Here is a 3,498-nt window from a genome sequence, read left to right as displayed (position 1 = left end):
AGCGGTTGAAAAAATTCGGCATGCAATAGAAAAGAAATCTCCTCTTAAAACGCATTGGTTAATGTTAGCTAAAATGAGTTTAGGGTTGCGGGAAGTTACTTTAGCCACTGAGTGTGTCGATATCATGCGACAACAGACGCAAAGAACAGTAACCAGCGATATTCAGCGAGCGGGGATATATGCAGAAGCGGGATACCTTCAGAGGGCACTGGCAACAGCGGAACCGTTAACTCTCCAGCAACCTGATAACCCCTCAATAATGCACCTATGTGGCACTGCCCGGGCACAATTGGGAGACTTTTCGCTAGCAGACCGGTATCTGCGAAAGGTTGTCGGGTTAGCTCCCCATCTAGGAATTAGTTGGTTAACTTTAGCGTCTTTTACTGATTTCTCAGAAGATATTGAGCTGTTTCAAGAGTTGCTGGATGTTGCTGATAAATATTCGGAAGATGATCCTATTAACTGGATGCATTATCACTACGCTTTAGGAAAAGCGTTAACCGATAGAGATCGTTTAGAAGACGCGGTTAAGGCCTACGAAAAAGGGGCTAAATTAATGGCTCAACAGTCTAAGTATAAGGCTGCATTTGATAAACGGTTTGTTACCGACTTACAAACTTATTTTAGCAAGCAGGGAATGAAGGCGGTACCTGAGTCTCGGGTTAAATATAACCGGGCGATTGCAATTCTTGGTTTACCAAGAAGCGGAACCACGCTTTTGGGCCAGATATTAAGTAATCATAGTGCAGTAGTCGGTGCCGGAGAAACGGGGGCGTTTGGACAGGCTTGTGCTCATTTGTCGCCACAGGACACCATGAACTTCCCTGCTTTTATGGGGCGCCACGGTGACGCTCAGGCAGGGATAGACATGATAACCGAAACTTACCAGTCACTTACCGACGTTCGTTATCCGGGCTCAGGTTACGTTGTCGATAAAAGTCTTAACTTGAATCGGCTGTTTGGTATTTGGGCGAAAGCGGTGCCACAAGGCAAAGCAATTTATATAAGGCGCAAACCTGAGCATATAGCATGGTCTTGTTACAAAACCGCGTTTCGTGGAGGTGCTGACTGGAGCTGGTCTAAAGAGTCGATTCAAACGTACATAGAGAACGAAATAAGTCTCCTGACTCACTGGGAGAAATGTTTCCCTGATCGCATATTAACCATAAGTTATGAGGATCTTGTAACAAAAACGAACAACGTTATGAATAGAGTGTATGAGCATATTGGACTGGAACCTGAAAAGTCTTCATATTCGCCTAAAGGAAGTCGCAATCCCGTTTTGACGTCCAGCCTGGGTCAGGTTAGTGCAGATGTTAATGATGAAAGCATCAAACGTGCGAAAGCGGCAGAACCTATTTTTAATACTGTATTTTAAAGCCTTTACAATCCTGAAACACATGTTAAACACGTTGAAACTATTGTTAATTTTCTTAATAAAAGAGGTTCAATAATAATCTATTAGGCTATTTTTTAGGCGAACGATTCCTGGGGTTAAAGAAAAGAACTGAACTCCTATTGAAATGAAATCCCTGCGGCGTTAAAAGGTTGTAACCGAAAACACGATGCACCTTCCAAAAACGATAAGTGCGTCGTCGGTTTCATGTTGCTTTCGCCAATCAAGCAACTAAAAAATAATGTTCCAGGGAGTAATTTCAATGAACAATAGTACTTTTCGTAAAAGCTTAACGGCTGCAGCTATTGCAACCACATTAGGCTTTCCGGCACTAGTTGCTGCGCAAGAAGCAGGAGCTAACGATGTCGAGCGTATTCAGGTAACGGGTTCGCGTATTAAACGCACCGACACTGAAACAGCAAGTCCAATCACAGTTTTTGATTCAGAAGCAATCGAAAACTCAGGCTTCACCAGCATGGAAAAGTTCATCCATAACATTCCTTCCATGAATGGTGGTTACAACGGCTCAAACACAAACAATGGCTCTGTTGGTTATGCTTCAGCTAACTTACGTGGTCTGGGTTCAGCTCGTACGCTGATTTTGATCAACGGCCGTCGTTACGCTTCAGGTGATTTAAACTCAATCCCGATGGCTTACATTGAGCGTGTTGAAGTATTACGTGACGGCGCATCAACCATTTATGGTTCTGATGCTATCGCCGGTGTAATCAACTTTATCACCAAGAAAGATTTCGAAGGTGCGGAGTTCTCAGCTCAGTACGACTTAACCGGTGAAGGCGACGGCGAAACGACTAAAGTTTCAGGTGTTATCGGCGCTACCAGCGACAAAGGCAACGTAACTTTAGCGCTTGAGTACCAAAACCGTAACCCTATCTGGCAGGGCGACCGCGACTTTTCTCGTTACCCTCTGAGTGAGTCAGGTGGCGAAATCGTACGTGGTGGCTCTTCAACTATTCCTTACGGTAACTGGTCTGCAGCTGATGAAGACTCTCAGTATAACTCAGGCAACGCAGGTACAAGCTTTGTCGTAGACCCTAACACTGGCGAAATTCGTCCGTATGATGGTCAGCAAGACGCTTACAACTTTGCTCCTGCAAGCTACATGGTGACTCCGCAGGACATCTTCTCAATTAATGCGTCTGCAAACTACGAGTTAACTCGTGACCTTTCAGCATTTATGGAAGGTGGTTTCACTAACCGTCAATCTGACCAGCTAATGGCTGCAGAAGGTACTTTCTGGGGACCAACAGTTGCTGGCGATCATCCTGACAACCCAATTGGTGAAGACCTTTACATCTACCGTCGTCTTGCCGAAACTGGCGGACGTTCATTTACTCAGGATTTCTCTGACTACCGCATGGTATTCGGACTGGAAGGTTACCTGGATAACGGTTGGTCATGGGACATCTCATACAACTACGCACGCTATGTTGACAGCCGCGTAGAGTATGGTCGTTCAAACCCAGAGCGTATCGGTAACTTGCTAGACCCAGAACTGTGTGACGCAGATGAAGAGTGCCCAGGCCTATGGAACCCGTTCCAGGAAGGTACCTTCACACAAGAATTCCAGGACTACGCAACAATTCCTAACTCGCCAGTTGATCGTGCGACGACAAAACAGTTAATGGCTAACTTAACTGGTGACACTGGTTCATTTGGCTTACCTGCAGGTCCAATTTCATGGGCTGTCGGCGTTGAGAAACGTTGGGAAGAATATCAGAACCAGCCAGATGGCGGCGCAATCTTAGGTCAAATCTACAGTGTTGCTGCAGAGCCAACTGAAGGTTCTTACGACGTTCAGGAAGCTTACATGGAAATCAATGCTCCATTGTTAGCTGGTATGCCTGGCGTAGAGCGTCTTGACCTGTCAGCGGCAGTACGTCGTTCAGATTACGACTTCCTTGATGCACAAACTACCACTAAATTCGGTTTAGAATACGTACCAACTACAGGTACATTGGTTCGTGCAACCTTTGCTGAAGGCTTCCGCGCTCCAGGTATCGGTGACTTGTATTCACCACAAGTAGAATCAAACATCAGCTACACAGATCCATGTATCGACTACGGTACAGGTAGCCATC

The 3,498-nt window shown here is 45.6% G+C and carries 2 protein-coding genes; both read left to right on the top strand.

The window, feature by feature from the left end; translation table 11 throughout:
* The coding region (locus tag B3180_RS10070) for a tetratricopeptide repeat-containing sulfotransferase family protein (RefSeq protein WP_286844320.1) at positions 1 to 1,378 on the top strand (1,378 nt) is incomplete at its 5' end.
* A gap of 280 nt (positions 1,379 to 1,658) precedes the next feature.
* Positions 1,659 to 3,498, top strand: a 1,840-nt coding sequence (locus tag B3180_RS10065) for a TonB-dependent receptor plug domain-containing protein (RefSeq protein ID WP_286844318.1), incomplete at its 3' end; no start/stop codon positions are given.

It is taken from the genome of Idiomarina sp. UBA4206, from assembly GCF_002383015.1.
GTDB classification, from domain to species: Bacteria; Pseudomonadota; Gammaproteobacteria; order Enterobacterales; family Alteromonadaceae; genus Idiomarina; species Idiomarina abyssalis.
This window is presented reverse-complemented; position numbering and strand designations above follow the sequence as displayed.